This window comes from Bacillus sp. FSL R5-0434 (genome assembly GCF_038004745.1).
Lineage (GTDB): Bacteria > Bacillota > Bacilli > Bacillales > Bacillaceae > Bacillus > Bacillus halotolerans.
In genome coordinates, this window is the sequence record NZ_JBBORV010000001.1 from 520,400 (window position 1) to 542,177 (window position 21,778).

Here is a 21,778-nt window from a genome sequence, read left to right on the forward strand (position 1 = left end):
ATGAACGACCAATCCTGTGTAAAGATCATGACAGAATGGGATATCGTGGCCGCCAGACAGCTTGGGCGAAACGTTGCAAAAGAGCTGGGTTTCGGCACAGTAGACCAGGCAAGGATCACAACGGCTATATCAGAATTAGCCAGAAATATTTATTTATATGCCGGCAAGGGCCAGATTGGAATTGAACAGGTCACAGACAGAGGAAAAAAGGGCCTGAAAATTATAGCGGAAGACAAAGGGCCGGGGATTCCTGATATCCGAAAAGTCATGGAAGACGGGTTTTCAACGTCAGGCGGACTGGGAGCGGGACTTCCCGGCGTGAAAAGGCTGATGGATGAATTTAGCTTAAATTCCGTAGCGGGGGAAGGAACAGAGATACAAGCCATAAAATGGCTTCGGTAGGAGGTTAGAAAGTGGATTTTAGGGAGGTTATTGAGCAGCGGTACCATCAGCTGCTTAACCGATATATAGCCGAATTAACAGAAACATCTTTATATCAAGCCCAAAAATTCAGCCGAAAAACAATCGAGCATCAAATTCCGCCGGAAGAAATCATCAGTATTCACCGAAAAGTGCTGAAGGAGCTGTATCCGAGTCTCCCGGAAGATGTTTTTCATTCGCTGGATTTTTTAATAGAAGTCATGATTGGATATGGAATGGCTTATCAGGAGCATCAAACCCTCAGAGGGATACAGCAGGAAATTAAATCAGAAATTGAAATCGCAGCTAATGTACAGCAGACGCTTCTGGGAACAAAAATTCCGGAGGAAGAAGCGCTGGACATCGGCGCGATCAGTGTGCCCGCCAAACAGATGAGCGGTGATTATTACCATTTTGTTAAAGACAAAGAGTCCATTAATATTGCCATTGCTGACGTCATCGGCAAAGGAATTCCGGCAGCTTTATGTATGTCTATGATTAAATACGCGATGGATTCTTTGCCGGAAACGGGCATTCACCCTTCACAGGTGCTGAAAAACTTGAATCGTGTTGTTGAACAAAACGTTGATGCCAGTATGTTTATTACGATGTTTTATGCCAATTACAATACGGACAGTCATCGATTTACATACGCTTCAGCGGGACATGAACCGGGATTCTACTATTCTCAAAAAGACAATGCATTTTACGATTTAGAAGCTAAAGGGCTGGTTCTCGGGATCTCGCAGGATTATGACTACCGGCAATTTGACCAGTATCTCGAAAAGGGAGATATGATTGTTTTATTTTCTGACGGCGTTACAGAATGCAGGACAGAAAACGGTTTCTTGGAGCGTCTTGATATACAGAAGCTCATTGAGGAACATATGTGTTGCTCTGCGCAGGAAATGGTCAAAAACATATATGACAGCCTCCTCAAATTGCAGGATTTTCAGCTTCACGATGATTTTACGTTAATTGTTTTAAGAAGAAAGGTTTAGCGTTTGCCAGCCGAGGGTATACAACAACTATGATTTAAAGGATACTTTGAGGTGATATGAATGAATATAAATGTTGATGTGCGACAGAATGTGAATGATATACAAGTAAACATTGCAGGAGAAATTGATGTGTATTCAGCTCCGGTTCTCAGAGAAAAACTCGTTCCTCTGGCAGAACAAGGCGCTGACTTAAGGATTTGCCTGAAGGATGTCAGCTACATGGACAGTACCGGACTTGGCGTTTTTGTAGGTGTATTTAAAACAGTGAAAAAACAAGGCGGATCGCTCAAGCTTGAAAATCTGTCTGACCGCCTGATCCGTCTGTTTGAAATTACAGGTCTAAAGGACATCATTGATATTTCTGCAAAGTCAGAAGGTGGAGTGCAATGAAGAACAAAGCTGATTACATCGAAATGAAAGTGCCGGCCCAGCCTGAATACGTAGGGATCATACGGCTGACTCTGTCAGGCGTCGCTAGCAGAATGGGCTATACGTACGATGAGATTGAAGATTTGAAAATCGCAGTGAGTGAAGCGTGTACAAATGCGGTTCAGCACGCATATAAAGAAGACAAAAACGGGGAAGTGTCAATCCGATTCGGTGTGTTCGAGGATCGTTTAGAGGTCATTGTGGCGGATGAAGGCGACAGCTTTGATTTTGATGAAAAGCAGCAGGATCTTGGACCGTACACACCTTCACACACAGTCGATCAATTATCAGAAGGAGGGCTCGGTCTATATTTAATGGAAACGCTCATGGATGAAGTCAGAGTGCAAAACAACTCCGGCGTCACCGTAGCGATGACAAAGTATTTAAATGGGGAGCGAGTTGATCATGACACAACCATCAAAAACTACGAAACTAACTAAGGATGAAGTCGATCGGCTCATAAGCGATTACCAAACAAAACAAGATGAACAGGCACAGGAAACGCTTGTGCAGGTGTATACAAATCTGGTTGATATGCTTGCGAAGAAATACTCAAAAGGCAAAAGCTTCCACGAAGATCTCCGCCAGGTCGGCATGATCGGGCTTCTCGGCGCAATAAAACGCTACGATCCCGTGGTGGGCAAATCGTTTGAAGCTTTTGCGATTCCGACAATTATCGGGGAGATTAAACGTTTCCTTAGAGATAAGACGTGGAGCGTTCATGTTCCGAGACGAATCAAAGAACTGGGCCCGAGAATCAAAATGGCGGTCGATCAGCTGACGACAGAAACACAAAGGTCGCCGAAAGTGGAAGAGATTGCTGAATTCCTCGATGTATCAGAGGAAGAGGTTCTTGAAACCATGGAGATGGGCAAAAGCTATCAAGCCTTATCTGTAGATCACAGCATTGAAGCAGATGCGGACGGAAGCACAGTTACCATTCTCGATATCGTCGGATCACAGGAGGATGGATATGAACGGGTGAACCAGCAAATGATGCTGCAAAGCGTGCTTCATGTCCTTTCAGACCGTGAAAAACAAATCATAGACCTAACGTACATTCAAAACAAAAGCCAAAAAGAAACTGGGGACATTCTCGGTATATCTCAAATGCACGTCTCGCGTCTGCAGCGCAAAGCTGTGAAGAAGCTCAGAGAGGCCTTGATTGAAGATCCCTCCATGGAGTTAATGTAATGATCCAGGTTGAAGAAAACCAGCATATTCAAACCCTTGTATACCAACTGAATAAAGAAGGAAAATCCATTTGCGGCGACAGCTTTTTTATGAAAGCTGATGATAAAGAATTAATTTGTGCGGTAGCTGACGGTCTTGGAAGCGGATCGCTTGCCAACGAATCTTCTTCAGCAATCAAAGACTTAGTGGAAAACTATGCGAACGAAGACGTACAAAGCATTATCGAACGCTGTAATCAGGCGATGAGAAACAAAAGAGGGGCGACAGCTTCTATCTTAAAAATCAACTTTGAACAAAGGCAGTTTACGTACTGCTCCGTCGGAAATGTACGTTTTATCCTGCATTCCCCGTCTGGTGAAAGCTTTTATCCTCTGCCGATTTCAGGCTATTTATCAGGCAAGCCGCAAAAATACAAAACGCACACCGCTACCTATGAAAAGGGTTCTAAGTTCATTATACATACAGATGGACTCAACGTACCCGATATCCGCTCCCACTTAAAAAAAGGCCAATCGGTAGAAGACATATCGAATTCACTGAAAATGTACACGACATCAAGAAAAGACGATCTGACATATATTCTTGGGCAGCTGTCCTAGAAGAGCAGAAAAAAGAAGCTGGGAAAGCCGGCTTCTTTTTTTGTGATTGACTATTAGTAAGCGCACTTATTATAATTGATAAGTGTACTTATTATCTAGGGGGATTACAAATGTGGAAATATGAATACACTGCAATATCAGATGCGGCACCAGAAGAAATCTGGAAATATTATCAGCACCCAGAATCCTGGAAACAGTGGGATGCGGGCATCACATCAGCTTCTCTGAAAGGACCGTTTCAAAATGAAACGGAAGGAGCATTGCTTTTGCGAGGAAATACAGTTCCATTTTGGCTTGAACATGTGGAGAAGCATCAATCATTTTCTGTCATATCCCACCTTCCGAATACAAATGTAAAAATGGAATTTTATCATGTACTGCAAAAGCGACAAGAGGGACTAAACATCACGCATGGGGTTGTATTGGAAGGCGCAGAAGCAAAAAAATGGGGAGGAAAAATCGGGCAGGAACTGTCTAAAGACATCCCAGAGTCAGTCAACTGCCTTGTCCGTCTTTGCAAAGGAATGCTAAGATGAACACAAAATATTGGATTGGCGTCGTGTCAGAGCAGCATGTTTTAAAAGGGACCGCCGGCGGATTTGCCCAAGTATGCCACGGTAAAAAAGCGCCTCTTGCCAGGATGAAAGAGAATGATTGGCTTATTTATTATTCTCCGCGAGATGCATATCCGGACGGCAGGCTGCTGCGATGTTTTACCGCTATCGGAAAAGTGAAGAGCGGAAACGTCTATCAATATCAAATGGCTCCGGACTTTATCCCATACCGGTTAGACATTGATTACTTTCCGTGTGAAAAAATAGGTTTTTACGATATTAAATCTCAGTTGGAATTTGTTCAGGAAACAAATCATCTCGGGCTTTTATTTCGAAGAGGGCACTTTGAAATCAGCAAAAATGATTTTTTGACAATATCACAAGCGATGGGAGTAATATAAGTGAAATGGCACTCTGAATTTAGCGGACCGAACACAAGTCCAGGTTTTTTATTATGGCAGGTCACACAAAGCTGGCAGCGGAAAGTAGGGAAAGCATTGGCTGAGCATGACCTTACCCACGTTCAATTTGTTCTCCTGACCTCATGCAAGTATATGATTGCTCATGGAGAAACCGTCACGCAAAAAAAACTCGCAGGCTTCAGCCAGACCAATATCATGATGGTATCAGAGGTTGTGCGGACGCTTGAGAAAAAGGGATTTATCCAAAGAAGCAAAAATCCTCAGGATAAAAGGGAAGTTCTTCTGTCATTAACAGAAACAGGAGAGGAAAGAGTAACCTCTGCTCTGCCGATTGTCGAGCGGATTGACCAATCTTTTTTTGAAGCAGCCATGATAAAAGAGAACTTTCTAAGCGGCTTACAGGAACTCTTGAAAAATGAATAAAAATACGGGCAGCGGCAGCTGTCTTTTTTTATGTGTTTTTTTCTGTTTTTGATACACTAGAGAAAGAACGACAAAATTGGAGGCTATGGTTACATGGAAACGTCAGCCCTTTTGAAACAGCAAATTGCGAAAGAAATAGGTTTATCACAAAAACATGTTGAAAGCGTCATCCGCCTGCTTGAGGACGGCAACACAGTTCCGTTCATCGCCAGATATCGAAAAGAGCAGACGGGTTCAATGGACGAGGTTCAGATTCAGACCATTTCTGAACGATGGCAATACATACAAAACCTGAATCAGCGAAAAGAAGAAGTCATCAGGCTAATCGCCGAGCAGGATAAACTAACAGATGAATTAAAACGCAAAATTGACCAATCCGTAAAACTTCAGGAAGTAGAAGACCTCTACCGTCCGTATAAACAAAAGCGCAAAACGAAAGCGACAGTCGCCAAAAGCAAAGGCCTTGAGCCGCTTGCCGACTATATTATGACCCTTCCGCAAGATAACCGCCTTGCAGAAACAGCAGACCAATATATCAGTGAAGAAAAAGAAGTGTTCACCAGAGAAGAAGCCATTGAAGGCGCCAAGCACATTATTGCGGAACAAATTTCAGACGAACCGAATTTCAGAAAATGGATTCGCCAGGAAACCTTTAAAAAAGGAACGATCAAGTCAGCTGCCGGAAAATCAGCAGACACAGATGAAAAAAACGTGTACGAAATGTACTACGAGTATGAAGAGCCAATCGCAAAGGTCGTTCCGCACAGAGTGCTTGCCATGAACCGCGGCGAAAAAGAAGACATTTTAAAGGTGTCTATCGAACCGCCAGCAGATCACATTAAGGCTTACTTAGAAAAGCAAATCATCAAAAACCGTTCAACGTCTGTAAAAGAAATCTTGCAGGAAACGATTGAAGACAGCTACAAAAGACTGATTCAGCCTGCCATTGAACGTGAAATCAGAAAAGAGCTGTCGGAAAAAGCGGATGAACAGGCGATTCATATTTTCTCTGAGAACCTCAGAAAGCTTCTCCTTCAGCCGCCGATGAAAGGCAAGACGGTTCTCGGTGTAGATCCGGCTTTCCGAACAGGCTGTAAGCTGGCAGTGTCAGATGAAACCGGGAAAGTCTTAAAAATTGATGTGATTTACCCGCATGCACCTGTCAAAAAAACGAAGGAAGCTCATGAGAAAGTGAAAGCGATTCTTGAAAAGTATCAAGTGGAAATGGTGGCGATTGGAAACGGCACGGCCTCCAGGGAGACAGAGCAATTCATTGTGAATGTGCTGAAGGACACGCCGCGTGATATTTATTATGTGATTGTCAATGAAGCGGGGGCAAGCGTCTATTCGGCTTCTGAGCTTGCCAGAGAAGAATTCCCTGAGCTTCAGGTCGAGGAACGCAGTGCAGTATCCATCGCACGGAGACTTCAAGATCCGCTTGCGGAACTCGTCAAAATCGACCCAAAATCTGTAGGAGTGGGGCAGTATCAGCATGACGTCAGCCAAAAACGCTTAAATGAATCCCTGCGCTTTGTTGTCGAGACAGTCGTAAACCAGGTAGGAGTAAATGTCAACACAGCTTCCGCGGCGCTGCTTCAGTATGTAGCGGGATTATCAAAGTCCGTAGCGGGCAACATTGTCAAAAAGCGGGAAGAGCTCGGTAAATTTTCGAATCGAAAAGAACTGAAAGATATTCCAAGGCTCGGCGCGAAAACCTATGAACAATGTATCGGCTTTTTAAGAGTGCAGGAAGGGACAGAGCCTTTGGATAGAACAGGAATCCACCCGGAAAGCTATAAAGAAACAAAAACGCTTTTGAAAAAGCTTGGTGTTTCAACAGAGCAAATCGGCACAGCGGAATTGAAGGATAAAATCAACAAACTGGAGCTTTCTGAAACAGCAAAAGAACTGGGAATCGGTGAAATTACGCTGAAAGACATTTGTGAACAGCTGACAAGACCTGAACGTGATCCGCGTGATGAGGTGCCTAAGCCTCTGCTGAAAACAGACGTTCTTCAGCTGGAGGATCTGAAAGAAGGAATGGAGCTGCAGGGCACCGTGCGCAATGTAGTGGACTTCGGAGCGTTTGTTGATATCGGAGTCAAACAGGACGGGCTTGTGCACATTTCAAAACTCAGCAATCAATTCGTCAAGCATCCGCTTGATGTTGTATCCGTCGGTGACATCGTGACGGTTTGGGTTGACGGTGTCGATGTACAAAAAGGCAGAGTGTCACTGTCTATGGTAAAATAAAAGCACTGCTTACGAGCAGTGTTTTTTCCTATAGAAATACCAGCATTGATTCAGCAGTTTAATTTGGTAATTATCTTTTTCAAGGAACGCTTTTTGCATCTGCTTTTTCAGCCAATTTGGCATAGGCTCATTCCTCCTCAGCTTTTATCATAAGAGGGGCGGTGATTACCCTATTGTATGCGAACAGTGAATTGTCCCGTTCAATGTTTTTTTAGTGAGGTGCACCATGGATAACAAAGAGCTGCAAAAGCTTACAGAGGATATTTCTAACACATATTTCAAAAAGCCGTTTCGCCATCAGGCTGTTTTCAACGACAGACTCAAAACGACTGGCGGAAGATACCTGTTAACCTCTCATAACATCGAATTGAACAGAAAATATTTGATTGAACATGGGAGGGAGGAACTGATTGGCATTATTAAGCACGAGCTCTGCCATTATCATCTTCACCTTGAAGGAAAAGGATACAAGCACAGGGACAAAGATTTCAGAGCGCTTCTCCAGCAAGTCAATGCGCCTCGCTTCTGTACGCCTCTAAAGAAAAAAACAGAAAGCAACAAAACATATAGGTATATATGTACGGCTTGCGGCCAACAGTATATAAAGAGACGCGCCATGAATCCTGACAGATACAGATGCGGAAAATGCCGCGGAAAAATAAAAAGAATTTTTTCGTAAAAAAGGTTGACGAAACTGGCAAGCCTATGTTACATTATAAAAGTCGTCACGAGAGATAAACAAAAAATATTTACCTCTTGACTCTGAATGACAAACCTGATATAATGAATCTTGTCTCATTATTCCACAGTAGCTCAGTGGTAGAGCTATCGGCTGTTAACCGATCGGTCGCAGGTTCGAATCCTGCCTGTGGAGCCATATTTGGAGAAGTACTCAAGTGGCTGAAGAGGCGCCCCTGCTAAGGGTGTAGGTCGCGTAAGCGGCGCGAGGGTTCAAATCCCTCCTTCTCCGCCATAAGATTGCGATATAAGTTCTCAACCATCGGCCCGTTGGTCAAGCGGTTAAGACACCGCCCTTTCACGGCGGTAACACGGGTTCGAATCCCGTACGGGTCATTCCATTTTCGTTGGGCTATAGCCAAGCGGTAAGGCAACGGACTTTGACTCCGTCATGCGTTGGTTCGAATCCAGCTAGCCCAGCCATTTTTATTTTATGAAATTAAATAGTAAGAGCCATTAGCTCAGTTGGTAGAGCATCTGACTTTTAATCAGAGGGTCGAAGGTTCGAGTCCTTCATGGCTCACCATTTGTCTTTTTGCGGGTGTGGCGGAATTGGCAGACGCGCTAGACTTAGGATCTAGTGTCTTACGACGTGGGGGTTCGAGTCCCTTCACCCGCACTTTAATTACAAAGTGCACGCAAATAGGTTTTGCTAGGTTAAGAGCCTAATAAACCAGCACAAACACAATTTAATGATCACGCGGTCGTGGCGGAATGGCAGACGCGCTAGGTTGAGGGCCTAGTGGGTGAATAACCCGTGGAGGTTCAAGTCCTCTCGGCCGCATCCCAATAATACCAAAGGTTTAACCACCTTTGGTATTATTTTTTTATGCGGAAAATATGGCTAGGGAAGAAGGCTTGCTCACCAATACTCACCAGTTACTTAAAGTAAGTTGGTATTGCGGTTTGTGTTTCCTAGGGGAATTATTCATATAAACGTATAGTACTTTAATATATCCGCAAAAAAACCAGTTCTTTGAAATGTTAGCCGCCACAGTAAGCATTTCCCGAACTGGTTTTCTTAATTATTTTTTGTTTTTGAGTTCAATAATTGCTTCCGTCAATGCATCTAATTTGCTCTCTAGCCGTGTTAGTAAATAAACAGCAACTAATATAGGAAAACCAAAATTTCCAATGATAGCAATAAGCGTTTCAGTAGATAAATTCAAGCAACTCCCTCCTTTTTAAAGGTTAGTTGCGATACTGGCAATACTATTAGCCATTGTTTGGCTCAATTCTTCAATAAATGTCGGTTTCTTTAAAAGAGACGCGTCTTTTTTGGAATCTAAAAAAAGATTCTCCAACAAAATAGCTGGCATTTTAGTTTGCCTCAAAACCGCAAAATTTGCTTCACGTTGTCCTCTATCATTCATACCCTGCAGTTTTAAAAAGTTTATAATATCTTTATGCATCTCTTGTTGGATTTGTCCTGTGATAGTATTCTTTAGACCAGGATAGATGTATGATTCAAATCCTGTTCCCCCACCTGCATTATGATGAAGAGAAACAAAGAGGTTACTATTTAGTTTGTTTGCAATCTGTGATCGTTTATTTAAAAACACAAATTCATCAGTATTTCGAGTTAGATGAACTATCACGCTCTGCTTTGTTTTTAGATGTTGTTCTACTTTTAACACTAAGTCCAAAGTTAAATTTTTCTCAATCAAACCATTGCCTGTAGCCCCACTATCGTTACCTCCATGACCCGCATCTAAAACTATATTAGGCATTCAAAGTCACTCCTCATCAGAACACAACTTCAGACCATACTTTTTCTCTAATAACCTATTTATTTCTTTCAAATGTTTACTGTAACAGAGCACAATATCTTGATACATCTCTTTATCTTCAATATTGCATGAGTTTAACTTTTGAGCAACTAACAATAAATCTTTTTTCAATTGATAATACTGATTCAGTGAATTATCAAATTGTTTCATTTTAATCCCCCAATAGAAGACTCTCTAATTTATTAACATTAAATCCTGCAACAGTAATTTCTTTTGGTTCTCTTTCAAAAGTAATAATGGTAAAGGGTACCCCTAAAACCTTTCTTTCTAATAGTTCTCGTTTGTGTTTTTCAACTTCTACTTTTTTTTCAAGGTATTCAATAGAAAGTTTATCTAACCATTCTTTTTGTTTCTTGCAAAAAATACAATTAGCAGCTGTAAAAACAATAATATTTGGTTTCATTAATATTCACCTTCCTAAATTGAAATTAAAGGCAGCAATCGGATTCGAACCGATGATAAAGGTTTTGCAGACCTTTGCCTTACCACTTGGCTATACTGCCATCTGTACCAAATAAAGTGAAAAATCCACCATGGATGTAAACGTTCTTTATAAACTTTTAACTATTTCCTAAATTTCTCATGAAAAATTGAAAAAATATAATCATTAGTTTAAAATAGAACATACGTTCCCTAATTTTACATAATCGTTTACTTCTTCTAATTTAATTTCACTAAATAGGTAGAGGTGATTTTTCATGAGCAAACAAACATTGTTAAATTTTCAATTTTTGAATGAACCAATCGTTAAAAAATTTCTTACAAACTCTACAAACAAAAAAGTTTTTAAAAAGGCCACCGAACATCCTACTCTACAAAATCAACAGTTATTAGATCAGAGATTCAAAAAGTTTTATAAAAAAGCGCGTATCCTTAAGTACCTAACCACAATGATTAAAGTATCTTCAATTGATTTTGACAAGCGAAACCGCAGAATGCAGCAAAGATTTTTACTTACACTAGATGCTCCATTAAAACAAGATGAAGAAATAACTGCATCTAGAATAGAAACTATTCCAGATAAGACTGAAGTCGATACTCTTACAAAGTGTTGTATCAGCTTGGATGAATGTATCACAGATCCACAATTACATCAGGCTTATACAAATCTCAATGAAAAACAGAAAAAAATTCTAAATTTAATGTATATAGAAGGTCTAACTCTCCAAGACATAGCTACTTTTCTAGGAGACTCAAGGCAAAACGTTTTTAATATCTACAAAAGAAGCCTTAATAAATTGAAACAGACTTGTAATCAAGAAGATTAGGAGGAAATTGAAGTGGATTTTTTGTGTAAAGATGAAAATGTTCTTTCTCAAAAAGAGAAAGAAGAAATAATAAAGATGATGGCACCCCTTATCAAAAAATGTTTATATAATGTTTCTTTTCAAGAAAGAGAAGATTTTGAACAAGAAATAATAGCTAAAATGTTGAGTAAATTAAACTGGCTCTGCCTTCAAGATGTTCCTGGTTTTTGGGAGTTTGCAATTATCCATGAAAATGAGCTTGAATAATTTTTAAAAAGAGTTTACTTTTCATATACTCAATTCACTTTGTAGATCAGGAGGCAATAATCAGCAAGAGCAGTTAGTGCCTCTAAAAATTATAAAGGAGTTGGGATATTTGCAAATTTTAAATGGTGTTTACATGGAGGGTCAAGAACTGCAAGAATTTAAAGAAAGGGCATTTAATGACAGTTCATTTGATGATCTATTAGTAGTGGTTAACCAGCAGTTCAATAATGAACAAACAATTTCAAAAGAAAATTTAAAAGTTGACAATGCTTATAAAAGTGACATTGAACTTGAGGAAGGATATGTGGTCTCAGGTAAACAAATTGTCTTTATTAATGAGCCAAAAACTGTACGAATTGCGTATCATGAACTAAATGATTATGAATTACCAGTAGAGTATAAAGAAGTGGCTCAGGTTTTAATAACAGATAAAACTGATTCGCATTATCTACTAGGTATTACATTTAATACAGAAGGAGAAATTGAAATAGATACACTTTCTGCTGATTATCCAGAATCACAACTACCAGATATAACTGAGCCTTTGCCTAATGATCCTAATTATATTCCTCAAGATACGGGAAACTTTATGGATTCGGGGGAAACCTCAGGGGATTTCAAAACAAAAAAATGGTGGAATTCAAATGGATGTTTGCCAGGGGGATATCAACATTGCGGTGGAAATTGTGGCTACAACGGAGATCATGGCGGCGGAAAAACAATCAATTATACCGATAGTTGCTGTGTGTTACACGATAGATGCTATGGTAATGGGTTGAGGAAGTGTAAGTGTGACACAATGCTAGTTGAATGTGTAAGAAATGAAGTAACCTGGGCTGCATTTGGAATTAAAATGTATTTTGGACCTAAAGGCTGTTAAAAGAGTGCCTGGCTATTGATTTAGCCAGGCTTTTCTTTAATCCTTCAAAAATCCTAAAACGCTTATAACGATCAAAGCGATTACTGATGAAACAAACAGAGAGACACTGATAGCCCCTATCCCTATTCCTTCCCATCTACCAACAATGAAACTTACAATAAATAAGATTATACTGAGCACCATTAAAATTGATGGGATACCATACTGTAGAGGAGATTTCTTTTTTTTAAATAATAAAGAAATGCCCACAATAATAACACAGAAAATAGCTGTCATTAGCCAGAGTGTCATCATTACTCATCCCCTTTTAAAAAGTTTTGGAAAGTTTTATTATAACAGATAATTTATAGAGGAAGGCCTCTCATACAGGATTAGTGACAATATGAGCAGAAGCAAGGGGAAGGGGGAGAGAAACTGAATCCATATGCCTAAAAAAAGATTATTTCCCCTTTTAGTTCAGTTGCTTAGAAAAAATAATCGAATAGAAGCAACTTTCCATCTTTAGTAGGAAAGTGTTATTTATTCTTGCATTTTCTTCGAAAGGTCTTAAAACTGAATCCTTTGTGAAAACAATGTAAACATTTTTAGGAATAGGGTTAACATTGATAGAGATATAGTGTACAATTGTCTCAACATCCCATTTTATACAAGTACTCTTAATGTTTGGAAAAGGAGATGGATCACTTAATGAATAAGAAAATAGCTTTAATTATTATTGTAATAGTTGCGTTAATTGTAATTGGGTTCTTTTCAGTAAACTATTTCTATGATTATCAAGCCAAGAAAATTGCATCTGAAACTGAAAATTATTTGATCAATGAAGAGGATAAGAAAAAAGAAGATATCAAAGAAGTTAAAGGTATTCGATCTAAGGTTGGAGATTATGGGATTTTGGTTAGAGTTATATATAAAAACGAGCCTAACATACATTATTTCTACATTTCGAATAACGGCAAAATAACGTTTGAAGGAAAGGAGGATCTTAGTAAAGCCAAAGATCCCATTCTTAATAAAAATGAATGACAAATCGAAGGGGGAAATACGTTTTGTTTGCTAGGATTTTAACTATTTTCTTTGTTGCTTTAGGATGTTTGTTTACTAACGGATTGCATTCAGCACAAGCAGTAAAATACAGCAATGGTCAAACAGCAAAAGCTGGAGATGTATTGATCTCGAAAAAGTCATTGGACAATTACTTTGTTGGACACGCTGCAATAGTTGGGGGAGATGGTGCTACTGCAGTGGAAGTATATAAAGGAAGAAGCACTGTAAAAAGCTCTAAGTTAAGTGATTGGTTTAAAAAGCAAGACGGAGGATATAATGTAATGCGTTACAAGAATTCTAGCATAGCAACAGGTGCTGGATATTGGGCGAGTTATAATGTAGGAGCAAAGTATAACTATAGGATTGTTTCTTCTTCTGCTTTAAGAGATTGGAAAGATCTTTATTGTTCCAAATTTGTATATCAAGCGTTCTATTTTAGTGGAGGGGTTAAACTAAAAATTTTAGGAGATCAAGCTGAGATGTGGGAATATCCCCCTACGTCAAACTGGGTTATCAATCCGAACTTAATGGTTGTCATGGAGAACTTTACTCGGATTAAATGAGGTTGTATAATACCATTTCTCACATTAAGTTTTAAATAATGAGTTTAATAGTCTAACTAGTCAGAAAAAAGAGATGAGTTTATTCTTATCTCTTTTTTCTTTGAGGAAAATTGGTTTGATTACTCTGATAAATATTAAAAAAACTCAAATTGTAATGAGATTCATAATCTGAAGAAGATTAATCATTTGAAACCTTGCTGGGGATATGAATAAGTCTCAATTCATTGGGAATCTTTACTCCTTTGAAATCCGAGTGATTTAGAGAAAGTCATCTAGACGGTCAGCAGTTTCCTTCTGTTTATTAGGAAAAAGATGTCCGTAAGTATTCATTGTAAAAGATACGGAACTATGTCCTAACCGTTCTTTTATTACTAAATAATCTTCCCCTTGATGGATAAGCAAGGCTACATGTGAATGCCTCAAATCATGGAAACGGATAGGCTCAACATTTCCTCTTTGACAAATCTGTTTTATTTTTCTGCTGAAAATATCTTTGGTAGGCGGTCTATCTTTGTATTGGAACATATAAGTTTCTTCTGATTGATGAATTCCTAGTTCATCAAAGATTTCCTTCTGATATCGTCTCCACTCATCAAGCAATGTTATAAGTTTTGAATTGATACTTATACGGCGAATAGAATTTTTAGTTTTGGGAGCTGTAATTATATATTCTTGGTTTATATATGTTAGAGCTTTGTATACATTGATTTCTCTTCTAAACTTGTCTAAATCTTTCCATTGAAGCGCTAAAATTTCTCCTAAGCGCATCCCAGTCAGATAATCGGTAGTGTAGAACACTTTAAAAATAAATTCATCTTTTTCTATGAGACTAATAAATTCTTTGAACTGATCAGGAGTCCAAAACTTCATCTGTTTTTTGACGACACTTAAATTTTTCACCTTTGCACATGGATTTTTGATTAAAACATCTTCTACGATGCCTATATCAAAAATTTTGCTGAGAATAATCATTGTATTGTTTATTGTCTTATTTTCAAGTCCTTTATCAATTAGTGATTTTTGAAAGTCTTGAATTTCATTATGAGTAACTTTTTTGACAATACAATTTTCAAAATGAGGTATGATATGTTTTTCTATTGTGTATTTTTCAATATTATAATAATTAGGCTTATGGTGAAGCTTACATTGCTCCAAATAAATACTTACTAGTGTAGGGAAACTGACTTCCTTATGGCTTATTAGCAAACCATCACTGTGTGCTTTTTTTATTGCATGATACATTTCTTCAGCATGCCTTTTCGTTTTTAAGGTCATTGTTTTTCTTTTGCGTTTTCCTGTTACTGGATCAAAACCAAGACTAACGTCGATTCTATATCTCCCATCTTTAGTTTTCCTTATAGACATTATTTTGCTCCTTAGAATTGTGCTATTAGTTTATTATCGAAAACGTTGAAACCTCTTGAAGAAGAAAATTTCAGCTGCTCAATTTTATGTCTGATTACAAAAGTAGGGACTTTAAAATAGGTTGCAATGTCGTTTAACGTATATTCATTGAAGTTGATATTTGCATCTCGAATCATTTTATCAGTCACCAAAAGTTCAGAAGCGAATATGTTGGCCTGATGTTCTAACTTTTCTTCCAAGATAAGTGAACAATTTGACAATTTAAAAGAATTCAATTTCTTGTGAAGGAAAAAGTGCCCAAGTTCATGGGCAATAATAAAATTTCTGTAACTGGCATTTTCATTGATGTGAATAATGTACTCATCTTCCTCTTCACAGTATTGAAGGAAGCCATTTACGTTGCCTAGGTCACTTTCTAAATGAAAAATTCTTAAATTGTTACAAATGATACTTACATTGTTTGTTTTATTTTTTTTAATAATTTCTTGTGCTTTGTGTTTTATACTTTTTGAAGTGTAAATGTTCATCACTCTTTCAATATTTAACCATAATTCATATAAACGTATAGAAAAATGGCAAATCAATATAAGGAGTGTAATGAAAACAAGCTTTCATAACCAGTGATATGGATTTACTATGTTGAGGGTCAATCATAGAAAACCATACCAAAACATCTTGGTATGGTTTTTTATGTTGTAATCATTCAATTCCGAAAAAACCTTTATACTGAAGAATTTCATAAAAAGAAACCAGTTCAGATAAAGAACTGGTTAGAATAAATTCAAAGAATTAATGATTAAATAAAGTTTTCTTTGAAAGAACGAACTTTTCAGTACTGAATGATTGTTTCTCTTGTTTCCATTTCACTTGAACCGTTATCTTAGATCCCTTTAGATCAGATTCTTCTAAACGTTCTAAAAATGAAAATGATTTTTCTTTAGCTGATCCATCGCTAGAGGTACCACCTGAATAATCTTTCATAGGGATATCGCTGTTAAAATCTGAAGTATCAAGAAGTGTTTTATTATCTTTCATTATTGTTATGGATTCTATATAAGTTTTATCAGTTTTATCTTTATCACCAATCCAAAGAATCTCCCCGCTAAACTCTTTTGGAGCATCTTCATTCTTTTTAAAAACTACTTCCCAGTTGTGATCCTTACTTTTACCTTCCCAGTTAGGATATACGAGATTGTAATGGTTATAGATTTTTAATGAGAAAAACACTAGGAAAATAATAACCAAAGCAAAAATTGTAAATAAAACAGGTCTTTTATACTCCTTTTTCATAAATAACCTCCAAAAAATGTATTGATTTTTCCTCATAAAGTAATTACTATATGATAGTACCATAAATTCAAATAAGGAGAAACAAATGAAAAAAATTGCACTTAGTCTTATAGTAACATCAGCTTTGAGTTTCACTTTCCTTAATAATGCTCATGCAGCTGAAGCTGAAAATGAGAACTTAACAGTTAAGCAAGGGGAAACCGAAGTCCAAAAGTATTTAAAAGCACAACATTTGAATTATAACATTAATTCTCAGGATTACATTAATTTTCTTCAAGGTATAAATGAAAAAGCCGATGAGATAACAAAATCAGGTTATAACTTTTCTTTAATGGAAGTCTATTCAGATACTTATTTAGAGGAATTGGCTAAGTACGCCGCCCAAGAAGAAAAAAAGGATGAGAATGGTGAAGTAGAGGTTGAAAACTTTGATCTTCCTAAACAAGTTGAAAATGAAACGGTTAAACAAGTACAACAAGAAAATATAAAAGAAGACAAACAAGCTGAAGCAAAAGTTGAAGAAATTAAAGAAGAATCAGGTCAGATTCCAATTGACTATATGGCAAGTACTAATTCTAATTCCTTTTTTGTAACTCAATTGGGGTCTAGTTACAGTAGATCGGCTGCAAAAAAATACATGGTTAACAATTGGAATAAGAAGACGAGTAAATATGGATATTATGGCGAAAGTAGTGGTGGAGGAGATTGCACCAACTATGCTTCACAGGTAGTTTTAGCTGGTGGAATGCCTATGAATACTACTGGATTCAGCTTTAATCGTGGTCATCATAAAACAACAAAAGGTTGGTACAATCAATCAGTGCCTAAAAGTGCCGCACGAACATATTCAACTTCGTGGACTGTTGTTTCGGATTTTTATACATATTGGGCCGGTACAAAAAAACATAAAGTATACAATTTAACAAGTCCTAAGGATGTTTCAAAGTATGTGAAAACAGGTGACGTTATTCAGATGTACTCTAAATCGTCTAAAAAATGGAAGCATACTGCAGTTATCTATGATGTTTATAAAGGGTATCCAAGATATTCTGCACATTCTAGTGCACACTTATATGCACATTTAGAATTAGACTGGAAATCAAAGTATTATAAATATAGAGTTATCAAATTCTAATCCTAACAAAAATTGAACTAGTTGCTTAATATGACTAGTTCTTTTTTTTGTATAAAAAACCGTTATGGTGGATTATTGAATAGTAGCTATAATGAAAACTTACTCCATTTTTACTCCTGAAAAATTAACAACTTAATTGCATATCATGTGAACATAATGAGAGTTAGTGAAGTAGGAAGTAAGGGTGTTTTTTGCTCACCAATTATTAACCATAATTCATACAAACCTATAGAAATGATGTAAAGCAAAGTTAGAAAGTGTAATGAAAACAAGCTTTCATAACCAGTGATATGATTTTACTATGTTGAGGGCCTAGTGGGTGAATAACCCGTGGAGGTTCAAGTCCTCTCGGCCGCATCCCAATAATACCAAGGGTTATAGACCTTTGGTATTTTTTTGTTTATTTTTAAATGATCTACTGGTGTCTCTACAATGATGATGGTTTATTTGTTTATACTTAAATAATTTATTATTCACCGCATGCAATAGTGGTTATAACCATTTCACTAAAGCAGGAGGCGGCGGAGATGGCGAATATGAAACGGTTGGCATTGCACCGGGGAAGTGGAAAGAATTTAGGGCTGTGTACGAAAAATATGCCCGTCAGAAAGGTGTTTTTGACCAAGTGAATATTATTATGGCGCTCACCATGCAAGAAAGTGGTGGGCGTTCTTTAGATATTATGCAAAGTTCCGAAAGTATTGGCTTACCTCCTAACTCCATAACTGACCCAGAAAACTCGATTGAAGTCACTGATTATCTTCATGAACAAGGAAATTTAATGCTCTCTAATGAATATTATCGTATGAGTATAGAAGCAAGACGAAAAATTAAAAAAGGGGAGATTATTAATGAAAATCAGCCGGATTCTATTGGCAGCAGTGATTTTAAGTAGTGTATTTTCAATAACTTATTTGCAAAGTGATCATAGTACAGAAGTCAAAGTGGCTGCAGATAGGGTAGGCGCATGAGGGTACTAAAAAGGCTTAATCTTTTTTAAAAGGTTAAGCTTTTTTTGGGCTATAAATGTAATCGGTGCCCAATTTGTGCCCTGAATTCATGAAAAATGATAAAATAAGTGTAAATAAAGTTGATATTTTAAAATTAGAATCAATTCATTATCGTAAAAGCAATAATAACTAATCGGCGAAGAAAGGATGATCAGTCAAATGAAAACATTAGTTATCGTTATACACCCTAATTTGGAAACGTCTGTTGTCAACAAAACCTGGATGAATCGTTTAAAACAAGAGAATGACATTACGGTTCATGACCTGTACGGTGAATACCCTAATTTTATCATTGATGTAGAAAAAGAGCAGCAGCTCCTGTTAGATCATGAGCGTATCGTTTTTCAGTTCCCAATGTATTGGTACAGCAGTCCCGCGTTACTCAAACAATGGGAAGATGATGTGTTAACACATGGCTGGGCTTTTGGAACTGGAGGAACGAAATTGCATGGAAAAGAACTACTCTTAGCTATCTCCCTAGGCGCACAGGAATCTGATTATCAAGCAGGCGGAGACTATAATATCACGATTAGCGAGCTTATCAGACCGTTTCAAGTCACTGCTAACTATATAGGAATGCGTTTTCTTCCTGCGTTTACACAATATGGGACACTTCACCTTTCAAAAGAAGATGTTAAGAACAGTGCGGAGAAATTGGTTGACTATCTTAAAGCTGAGCATTGATCCGGTATTCGCGAGGGAAGCTGAAACAAATGAAGTGTTGTAAAAATAAGGGTTTGTGTAAGATTTTAATCAAACTTTATTTCAAAGTTACATCGAATACTGAATGCAGGGGGGCATAGAGCGAGGGCTTAACATTAATGACAGCAGGGCAATGAGTACATATTTCTTGATGATATGTAGAGTTCCTTGGTCTCTAATAGGTGCCCAATTTGTGCCCAGAATTCATGAAAAATGATGAAAATAAGTATAAATAAAATAAACAGATGCTTTGAATAAAAGCTTTTGTAACTCATGATATGTTTTTACTAGGTTGAGGGACTCGATTTAGATGAAGATACCAAAACATATTGGTATCTTTTTTTGTTGTTGGAGTTATTAAATCTCCTTTAGGAGTTCATGACATGGCACCAAATGCAAGTCATGATTTACTTACCTTTTTTTGAGGAACTTCATTATTTCGAAACCTTTTGTCGATCGATGCGTAGCCTTAATTAAACATAAAGTTTTGTTGTTGAGTCTGAAAGGAGAGTTATATTGGGATTTCACTTATAAGAAAGATAACTTCAATGATTAGCCATTCTATTCAAGAAGGTATTGGATTATGTAGTATAAAAAATAAGGAGTACAAAGCAGTGGATGAATTTTATAAGGCGTTAGCATATGTAAATAAAATTTTTTATGAACCAAATCACTTAACTATAAATGCTATTCGAGAAGAAGCTCAAAATTCAGATTATGGGGCTGGTATATTTCAACTAAATTCAAAATCGGTTAGATTTAGAGTAGCAAAAAAAACACCTAACAAGATAGGACAGTTTGTTGCTTTTTGGGAAAAAGATGGGGATAATAAAAACCAAGCCTTTTCATATGAAAAGGCTACTGATTTATTGGTTATCAATACTTTTACTAGTAATAATTTTGGGCAATTCGTTTTTCCAAAAGAAGTTCTTGTAAAACAAAATATCCTTAAAACAGCTACTACAAAAGGAAAAATGGCAATTAGAGTTTACCCTAGATGGGATAATCCCACTAGCAAACAAGCTATCGAAACACAAAAATGGCAGTTAGCATATTTTGTTGAGGTGAACAATACAAATAGTTTTCCAGTACAAGAACTATTAAAGCTATATTCTAACTAAAATTGGATAGACCTGAGTAGGAAATCAACATTTAAAATTAGCAGAGTCATTAAAAAAATAAGATAATAAAATAAAAGATTACAACCGTTCTATAAGGAATATTTTTTTACACTGTTCTACTCATCAGAACGGTGTTTTTCAGTTTTTCTCATAGCAATAGGAAGTACTGTTACTTATGGGGATTTTGCTTATGTTTAAACAAAGGGATGTTTTCAGAAATTGTTAATCATTCTATGCTGATATCCTCTTGGACTATCAAGTATGTGTAGCTATACGAACTTGACACCAACAACACGTTATTGCACATATAAAAAAGAAGCAACTACTTAGGCAGCTTCTTCTGTCTTTTAACACCAATCAGATCACCCTCATATGTAGTATAATGTTGCCAAACCATATTGGTTGATTCCTTTAAGAGACGTGGCACCGAGGAGGAAATGAAAGATGGTTTATTTCGTAGTATTTTTTTGTTTTGCTATTACACTGCATAATATTGAGGAAGCTATTTGGTTACCTGAGTGGTCACAACAACCTTCAAAGTTTCAAAAGCCAGTAACCTCAAATGAATTTCATTTTGCTGTCATTGTTATAACTATGTTGGCTTATTTATCTGCATTTGGTTTTTTATATATGCCAGAATCAGATATTGCAAAATGGATTTTCATTGGCTTTCTAGGTTCTATGGTTATCAACGCTATTTTTCCACATCTTATTGCAACTGTTTTAATGAAAAAGTATGCACCTGGACTTCTTACGGGCTTATTGCTTAACATTCCAGTAAACTCATTAGTTATTTATCAAATGTTTTTAAAGAATTTGATTGTATGGAAGGAGTTAATAATATCTACGTTGGTTGTAGGAATTATTTTATTAGCACTTATTCCATTATTATTTAAAGTTGGTGATAAAGTATCTTCTTAATGAGTTTGATTTGATTAGAATTGAGGAAGAAGGTGAAACTTTTATTCGTAAGGAAGAAATTGGAATTCTTAATCAATATAGATGAAAAAATGCAAGGTCATTCATTGTTTTGGCTCACCATTTTTTAAACCATAATTGATGTAAACGTATAGAAAAGATGGCAAATAAATATAAAGAGTCTAATGAAAACAAGCTTTCATAACCAATGTTATGGATTTACTATGTTGAGGGTCTAGCTTAGAAAATCATACCAAAACATCTCGGTATGGTTTTTTTATATTATAATTATTCAATCCCCAAAACAACTTTATTTGGAATGGGAAGATTAATCTTCCCAACCCTTATCTTCGTCAAAATCCTCTTTACCTTTTTTAAGTTGCTGAAGAAGAAATTCAAGAAAACTATTTGCA

Annotated in this window: 29 protein-coding genes, 8 tRNA genes and 3 pseudogenes; 30 read left to right on the forward strand and 10 right to left on the reverse strand. The window is 37.1% G+C overall.

Going from position 1 to position 21,778, the window contains the following annotated elements:
• The 10 genes and pseudogenes from rsbT (at position 1) to NYE43_RS02690 (ending at position 7,295) form a co-directional block, all read left to right on the forward strand.
• On the forward strand, positions 1-402 hold the full coding sequence (rsbT, locus tag NYE43_RS02645) for a serine/threonine-protein kinase RsbT (RefSeq protein WP_024120299.1): 402 nt from the start codon (positions 1-3) through the stop codon (positions 400-402).
• Positions 403-413: 11 nt separating this feature from the next.
• A complete protein-coding gene (gene rsbU, locus NYE43_RS02650) occupies positions 414-1,421 on the forward strand; it encodes a phosphoserine phosphatase RsbU (protein ID WP_024120300.1) in 1,008 nt (335 codons plus the stop codon).
• Positions 1,422-1,481: 60 nt separating this feature from the next.
• Complete coding sequence (rsbV, locus tag NYE43_RS02655; protein WP_024120301.1) at positions 1,482-1,811, forward strand: anti-sigma factor antagonist RsbV; 330 nt, start codon at positions 1,482-1,484, stop codon at positions 1,809-1,811.
• Positions 1,808-2,290, forward strand: coding sequence for an anti-sigma B factor RsbW (gene rsbW, locus NYE43_RS02660; RefSeq protein WP_024120302.1), 483 nt, complete (start codon positions 1,808-1,810; stop codon positions 2,288-2,290). The genes rsbV and rsbW overlap by 4 nt, the downstream gene beginning before the upstream one ends.
• On the forward strand, positions 2,256-3,044 hold the full coding sequence (sigB, locus tag NYE43_RS02665) for an RNA polymerase sigma factor SigB (RefSeq protein ID WP_024120303.1): 789 nt from the start codon (positions 2,256-2,258) through the stop codon (positions 3,042-3,044). Before rsbW ends, sigB begins: the two co-directional genes overlap by 35 nt.
• Entirely contained in the window at positions 3,044-3,643 is a 600-nt protein-coding gene (gene rsbX, locus NYE43_RS02670) for a phosphoserine phosphatase RsbX (protein WP_024120304.1), read from the forward strand. Before sigB ends, rsbX begins: the two co-directional genes overlap by 1 nt.
• Before the next feature lie 110 nt (positions 3,644-3,753).
• Entirely contained in the window at positions 3,754-4,179 is a 426-nt protein-coding gene (locus NYE43_RS02675; RefSeq protein WP_101860317.1) for a hypothetical protein, read from the forward strand.
• Positions 4,176-4,615, forward strand: a pseudogene (locus NYE43_RS02680) (EVE domain-containing protein). Before NYE43_RS02675 ends, NYE43_RS02680 begins: the two are co-directional and overlap by 4 nt.
• Entirely contained in the window at positions 4,599-5,042 is a 444-nt protein-coding gene (locus tag NYE43_RS02685; RefSeq protein ID WP_024120305.1) for a MarR family winged helix-turn-helix transcriptional regulator, read from the forward strand. The pseudogene NYE43_RS02680 and the gene NYE43_RS02685 overlap by 17 nt, the downstream one beginning before the upstream one ends.
• A 93-nt stretch (positions 5,043-5,135) precedes the next feature.
• Positions 5,136-7,295: a Tex family protein gene (locus NYE43_RS02690; protein ID WP_101860319.1), complete on the forward strand. Its 2,160-nt coding sequence runs from the start codon at positions 5,136-5,138 to the stop codon at positions 7,293-7,295.
• Between the two features lie 9 nt (positions 7,296-7,304).
• On the opposite strand, the gene cmpA is transcribed toward NYE43_RS02690, so the two are convergent.
• Positions 7,305-7,418 (reverse strand): cortex morphogenetic protein CmpA, encoded by a 114-nt coding sequence (cmpA, locus tag NYE43_RS02695; protein WP_003225207.1) that lies wholly within the window; start codon positions 7,416-7,418, stop codon positions 7,305-7,307.
• Between the two features lie 103 nt (positions 7,419-7,521).
• On the opposite strand from cmpA, the gene NYE43_RS02700 reads away from it, so the two are divergent.
• From NYE43_RS02700 to NYE43_RS02735, 8 genes are all read left to right on the forward strand, one after another.
• The gene (locus NYE43_RS02700) at positions 7,522-7,974 is read left to right on the forward strand and encodes a SprT family protein (protein WP_024120307.1); all 453 of its coding nucleotides are present in this window, start codon (positions 7,522-7,524) and stop codon (positions 7,972-7,974) included.
• 123 nt (positions 7,975-8,097) lie between these two features.
• Positions 8,098-8,172 (forward strand) — tRNA-Asn (locus NYE43_RS02705).
• A gap of 5 nt (positions 8,173-8,177) precedes the next feature.
• A tRNA-Ser gene (locus NYE43_RS02710) sits at positions 8,178-8,268 on the forward strand.
• Between the two features lie 29 nt (positions 8,269-8,297).
• Positions 8,298-8,369: transfer RNA gene (locus NYE43_RS02715), tRNA-Glu, on the forward strand.
• Between the two features lie 12 nt (positions 8,370-8,381).
• Positions 8,382-8,456: transfer RNA gene (locus tag NYE43_RS02720), tRNA-Gln, on the forward strand.
• A 27-nt stretch (positions 8,457-8,483) separates the two neighbouring features.
• A tRNA-Lys gene (locus NYE43_RS02725) sits at positions 8,484-8,559 on the forward strand.
• Between the two features lie 11 nt (positions 8,560-8,570).
• Positions 8,571-8,652 (forward strand) — tRNA-Leu (locus tag NYE43_RS02730).
• Between the two features lie 81 nt (positions 8,653-8,733).
• Positions 8,734-8,817: transfer RNA gene (locus NYE43_RS02735), tRNA-Leu, on the forward strand.
• A 241-nt stretch (positions 8,818-9,058) separates the two neighbouring features.
• On the opposite strand, the gene NYE43_RS02740 is transcribed toward NYE43_RS02735, so the two are convergent.
• The 5 genes from NYE43_RS02740 to NYE43_RS02760 all read right to left on the reverse strand — a co-directional run bounded on the left by NYE43_RS02740 (position 9,059) and on the right by NYE43_RS02760 (position 10,326).
• Positions 9,059-9,202 (reverse strand): YvrJ family protein, encoded by a 144-nt coding sequence (locus tag NYE43_RS02740; protein ID WP_081638236.1) that lies wholly within the window; start codon positions 9,200-9,202, stop codon positions 9,059-9,061.
• A gap of 15 nt (positions 9,203-9,217) precedes the next feature.
• Positions 9,218-9,763 carry an N-acetylmuramoyl-L-alanine amidase gene (locus NYE43_RS02745; RefSeq protein WP_101860320.1) on the reverse strand — a complete coding sequence of 182 codons (546 nt, stop codon included), beginning with the start codon at positions 9,761-9,763 and terminating at the stop codon, positions 9,218-9,220.
• A gap of 6 nt (positions 9,764-9,769) precedes the next feature.
• A complete protein-coding gene (locus NYE43_RS02750) occupies positions 9,770-9,973 on the reverse strand; it encodes a hypothetical protein (protein WP_024120309.1) in 204 nt (67 codons plus the stop codon).
• 1 nt (position 9,974) lies between these two features.
• On the reverse strand, positions 9,975-10,226 hold the full coding sequence (locus NYE43_RS02755) for a glutaredoxin family protein (RefSeq protein ID WP_024120310.1): 252 nt from the start codon (positions 10,224-10,226) through the stop codon (positions 9,975-9,977).
• 29 nt (positions 10,227-10,255) lie between these two features.
• A tRNA-Cys gene (locus NYE43_RS02760) sits at positions 10,256-10,326 on the reverse strand.
• A 195-nt stretch (positions 10,327-10,521) separates the two neighbouring features.
• On the opposite strand from NYE43_RS02760, the gene NYE43_RS02765 reads away from it, so the two are divergent.
• From NYE43_RS02765 to NYE43_RS02775, 3 genes are all read left to right on the forward strand, one after another.
• Positions 10,522-11,091 carry a sigma-70 family RNA polymerase sigma factor gene (locus NYE43_RS02765; RefSeq protein ID WP_024120311.1) on the forward strand — a complete coding sequence of 190 codons (570 nt, stop codon included), beginning with the start codon at positions 10,522-10,524 and terminating at the stop codon, positions 11,089-11,091.
• Positions 11,092-11,103: 12 nt separating this feature from the next.
• A complete protein-coding gene (locus NYE43_RS02770; RefSeq protein WP_024120312.1) occupies positions 11,104-11,337 on the forward strand; it encodes a hypothetical protein in 234 nt (77 codons plus the stop codon).
• 109 nt (positions 11,338-11,446) lie between these two features.
• Positions 11,447-12,217 carry a hypothetical protein gene (locus NYE43_RS02775; protein WP_101860321.1) on the forward strand — a complete coding sequence of 257 codons (771 nt, stop codon included), beginning with the start codon at positions 11,447-11,449 and terminating at the stop codon, positions 12,215-12,217.
• Between the two features lie 36 nt (positions 12,218-12,253).
• Here NYE43_RS02775 and NYE43_RS02780 read toward each other — a convergent pair whose 3' ends face one another.
• Positions 12,254-12,508 (reverse strand): YesK family protein, encoded by a 255-nt coding sequence (locus tag NYE43_RS02780; RefSeq protein ID WP_038954151.1) that lies wholly within the window; start codon positions 12,506-12,508, stop codon positions 12,254-12,256.
• A 396-nt stretch (positions 12,509-12,904) separates the two neighbouring features.
• On the opposite strand from NYE43_RS02780, the gene NYE43_RS02785 reads away from it, so the two are divergent.
• Positions 12,905-13,240, forward strand: a complete 336-nt coding sequence (locus tag NYE43_RS02785) for a DUF3139 domain-containing protein (protein ID WP_024120315.1) — start codon at positions 12,905-12,907, stop codon at positions 13,238-13,240.
• 23 nt (positions 13,241-13,263) lie between these two features.
• On the forward strand, positions 13,264-13,824 hold the full coding sequence (locus NYE43_RS02790) for a YiiX/YebB-like N1pC/P60 family cysteine hydrolase (RefSeq protein WP_024120316.1): 561 nt from the start codon (positions 13,264-13,266) through the stop codon (positions 13,822-13,824).
• A 258-nt stretch (positions 13,825-14,082) separates the two neighbouring features.
• On the opposite strand, the gene NYE43_RS02795 is transcribed toward NYE43_RS02790, so the two are convergent.
• The 3 genes from NYE43_RS02795 to NYE43_RS02805 form a co-directional block, all read right to left on the reverse strand.
• Positions 14,083-15,189 carry a tyrosine-type recombinase/integrase gene (locus NYE43_RS02795; protein WP_101860322.1) on the reverse strand — a complete coding sequence of 369 codons (1,107 nt, stop codon included), beginning with the start codon at positions 15,187-15,189 and terminating at the stop codon, positions 14,083-14,085.
• Positions 15,190-15,200: 11 nt separating this feature from the next.
• Positions 15,201-15,716, reverse strand: a complete 516-nt coding sequence (locus NYE43_RS02800; RefSeq protein ID WP_024120318.1) for an ImmA/IrrE family metallo-endopeptidase — start codon at positions 15,714-15,716, stop codon at positions 15,201-15,203.
• Between the two features lie 262 nt (positions 15,717-15,978).
• Positions 15,979-16,479: a DUF4944 domain-containing protein gene (locus tag NYE43_RS02805; protein WP_101860323.1), complete on the reverse strand. Its 501-nt coding sequence runs from the start codon at positions 16,477-16,479 to the stop codon at positions 15,979-15,981.
• Positions 16,480-16,564: 85 nt separating this feature from the next.
• Here NYE43_RS02805 and NYE43_RS02810 point away from each other — a divergent pair, with 85 nt between their 5' ends.
• The 7 genes and pseudogenes from NYE43_RS02810 (at position 16,565) to NYE43_RS02835 (ending at position 21,368) form a co-directional block, all read left to right on the forward strand.
• Positions 16,565-17,614 (forward strand): amidase domain-containing protein, encoded by a 1,050-nt coding sequence (locus NYE43_RS02810; protein WP_101860324.1) that lies wholly within the window; start codon positions 16,565-16,567, stop codon positions 17,612-17,614.
• Positions 17,615-18,131: 517 nt separating this feature from the next.
• Positions 18,132-18,365, forward strand: a pseudogene (locus tag NYE43_RS21660) (lysozyme family protein); the annotation flags it as partial.
• Positions 18,342-18,509, forward strand: a pseudogene (locus tag NYE43_RS21665) (tetratricopeptide repeat protein); the annotation flags it as partial. The pseudogenes NYE43_RS21660 and NYE43_RS21665, both read left to right, overlap by 24 nt.
• Positions 18,466-18,585: a phosphatase RapI inhibitor PhrI gene (gene phrI, locus NYE43_RS02820; protein ID WP_076983188.1), complete on the forward strand. Its 120-nt coding sequence runs from the start codon at positions 18,466-18,468 to the stop codon at positions 18,583-18,585. The pseudogene NYE43_RS21665 and the gene phrI, both read left to right, overlap by 44 nt.
• 198 nt (positions 18,586-18,783) lie before the next feature.
• Positions 18,784-19,308, forward strand: coding sequence for an NAD(P)H-dependent oxidoreductase (locus tag NYE43_RS02825; RefSeq protein WP_101860325.1), 525 nt, complete (start codon positions 18,784-18,786; stop codon positions 19,306-19,308).
• 632 nt (positions 19,309-19,940) lie between these two features.
• Positions 19,941-20,447: a MepB family protein gene (locus NYE43_RS02830; RefSeq protein WP_041482140.1), complete on the forward strand. Its 507-nt coding sequence runs from the start codon at positions 19,941-19,943 to the stop codon at positions 20,445-20,447.
• Between the two features lie 444 nt (positions 20,448-20,891).
• Positions 20,892-21,368: an HXXEE domain-containing protein gene (locus NYE43_RS02835; protein ID WP_101860326.1), complete on the forward strand. Its 477-nt coding sequence runs from the start codon at positions 20,892-20,894 to the stop codon at positions 21,366-21,368.
• Positions 21,369-21,778: the final 410 nt, after the last annotated feature.

Excerpts from the sequence above, each read along its gene's own strand:
- rsbT (WP_024120299.1), top strand. The coding sequence starts at position 1 with ATGAACGACCAATCCTGTGTAAAGATCATGACAGAATGGGATATCGTG.
- rsbV (WP_024120301.1), top strand. The coding sequence starts at position 1,482 with ATGAATATAAATGTTGATGTGCGACAGAATGTGAATGATATACAAGTA.
- rsbW (WP_024120302.1), top strand. The coding sequence starts at position 1,808 with ATGAAGAACAAAGCTGATTACATCGAAATGAAAGTGCCGGCCCAGCCT.
- sigB (WP_024120303.1), top strand. The coding sequence starts at position 2,256 with ATGACACAACCATCAAAAACTACGAAACTAACTAAGGATGAAGTCGAT.
- rsbX (WP_024120304.1), top strand. The coding sequence starts at position 3,044 with ATGATCCAGGTTGAAGAAAACCAGCATATTCAAACCCTTGTATACCAA.
- NYE43_RS02675 (WP_101860317.1), top strand. The coding sequence starts at position 3,754 with ATGTGGAAATATGAATACACTGCAATATCAGATGCGGCACCAGAAGAA.
- NYE43_RS02690 (WP_101860319.1), top strand. The coding sequence starts at position 5,136 with ATGGAAACGTCAGCCCTTTTGAAACAGCAAATTGCGAAAGAAATAGGT.
- cmpA (WP_003225207.1), bottom strand. The coding sequence starts at position 7,418 with ATGCCAAATTGGCTGAAAAAGCAGATGCAAAAAGCGTTCCTTGAAAAA.
- NYE43_RS02700 (WP_024120307.1), top strand. The coding sequence starts at position 7,522 with ATGGATAACAAAGAGCTGCAAAAGCTTACAGAGGATATTTCTAACACA.
- NYE43_RS02745 (WP_101860320.1), bottom strand. The coding sequence starts at position 9,763 with ATGCCTAATATAGTTTTAGATGCGGGTCATGGAGGTAACGATAGTGGG.
- NYE43_RS02750 (WP_024120309.1), bottom strand. The coding sequence starts at position 9,973 with ATGAAACAATTTGATAATTCACTGAATCAGTATTATCAATTGAAAAAA.
- NYE43_RS02755 (WP_024120310.1), bottom strand. The coding sequence starts at position 10,226 with ATGAAACCAAATATTATTGTTTTTACAGCTGCTAATTGTATTTTTTGC.
- NYE43_RS02765 (WP_024120311.1), top strand. The coding sequence starts at position 10,522 with ATGAGCAAACAAACATTGTTAAATTTTCAATTTTTGAATGAACCAATC.
- NYE43_RS02780 (WP_038954151.1), bottom strand. The coding sequence starts at position 12,508 with ATGACACTCTGGCTAATGACAGCTATTTTCTGTGTTATTATTGTGGGC.
- NYE43_RS02785 (WP_024120315.1), top strand. The coding sequence starts at position 12,905 with ATGAATAAGAAAATAGCTTTAATTATTATTGTAATAGTTGCGTTAATT.
- NYE43_RS02795 (WP_101860322.1), bottom strand. The coding sequence starts at position 15,189 with ATGTCTATAAGGAAAACTAAAGATGGGAGATATAGAATCGACGTTAGT.
- NYE43_RS02800 (WP_024120318.1), bottom strand. The coding sequence starts at position 15,716 with ATGAACATTTACACTTCAAAAAGTATAAAACACAAAGCACAAGAAATT.
- NYE43_RS02805 (WP_101860323.1), bottom strand. The coding sequence starts at position 16,479 with ATGAAAAAGGAGTATAAAAGACCTGTTTTATTTACAATTTTTGCTTTG.
- NYE43_RS02810 (WP_101860324.1), top strand. The coding sequence starts at position 16,565 with ATGAAAAAAATTGCACTTAGTCTTATAGTAACATCAGCTTTGAGTTTC.
- phrI (WP_076983188.1), top strand. The coding sequence starts at position 18,466 with ATGAAAATCAGCCGGATTCTATTGGCAGCAGTGATTTTAAGTAGTGTA.
- NYE43_RS02825 (WP_101860325.1), top strand. The coding sequence starts at position 18,784 with ATGAAAACATTAGTTATCGTTATACACCCTAATTTGGAAACGTCTGTT.
- NYE43_RS02835 (WP_101860326.1), top strand. The coding sequence starts at position 20,892 with ATGGTTTATTTCGTAGTATTTTTTTGTTTTGCTATTACACTGCATAAT.